The sequence below is a fragment of the Luteibacter sp. P4_D7_3 genome, from assembly GCF_056401735.1.
Genome location: NZ_JBFUIT010000604.1, coordinates 1 through 1,048 on the forward strand (window position 1 = coordinate 1; position 1,048 = coordinate 1,048).

Consider the following 1,048-nt stretch of genomic DNA (forward strand, 5'->3'; position numbering starts at 1 on the left):
GCTGTGCCCGAAGGGCGGCCATATGGCCATGTATGACGATCAGCAGACCTATTTCACGGGGCTGATTGGGTTTTTGAAGGATGTGGACGCGGGGAAGCCTTTGCGCTGAGGTACATGGGCCCGGCATCACCGCTTCGTTGGCTTTTCGCCGATGAATCGGCTCCTACATTTGTCTACGGGTCTACACCTGTGAGACGGGTTTCTGGCAACATCACCCGGTTAACGACGCGCCTTAGCGCGCCAGCCGGACAGCCAAGCCCATGAATCTGCAAGCCAATTACGAACAGATCCCGCTCAAGGACTACGCCGAGCGGGCGTACCTCGACTATTCCATGTACGTGGTGCTGGACCGCGCCCTGCCCTTCGTGGGTGACGGGCTCAAGCCGGTCCAGCGCCGGATCATCTACGCGATGAGCGAACTGGCCCTTTCGGCCAGCGCCAAGCCGAAGAAATCGGCGCGCACCATCGGCGACGTGATCGGCAAGTTCCACCCACACGGCGACTCGGCCTGCTACGAAGCCATGGTGCTGATGGCCCAGCCCTTCTCGTACCGCTACCCGCTGGTCGACGGCCACGGCAACTTCGGCTCGCCGGACGATCCGAAGAGCTTCGCGGCGATGCGCTACACGGAATCGCGTCTGACCCCGATCGCCGAGGTGCTCCTGTCCGAGCTCCAGCACGGCACCGTAGACTGGGTGCCGAACTTCGACGGCACGATGGACGAGCCCTCCTGGCTGCCGTCGCGCGTGCCCCACGTGCTCCTGAATGGCTCGATGGGCATTGCCGTGGGCATGGCCACCGATATCCCGCCGCATAACCTGCGCGAAGTCGCGAGCGCCTGCATTCGCCTGCTGGACGACCCGGACGCGACGATCGCCGATCTCTGCGAGCACGTCCAGGGCCCGGATTACCCCACGCTGGCCGAGATCATCACGCCGCGCCGCGAACTCCTGGCCATGTACCAGAACGGTGGCGGCTCGGTCCGCGCCCGCGCCATTTACGAGCGCGACGAAGGCAACATCATCATTACCGCGCTACCGCACCAGGT

At 63.9% G+C, this 1,048-nt stretch carries 1 protein-coding gene; it reads left to right on the top strand.

Translation table 11 applies throughout. The features are described from left to right. Window positions 1-260 precede the first annotated feature (260 nt). The coding region (locus AC1DSN_RS23075) for a DNA gyrase subunit A (protein ID WP_477333217.1) at window positions 261-1,048 on the top strand (788 nt) is incomplete at its 3' end.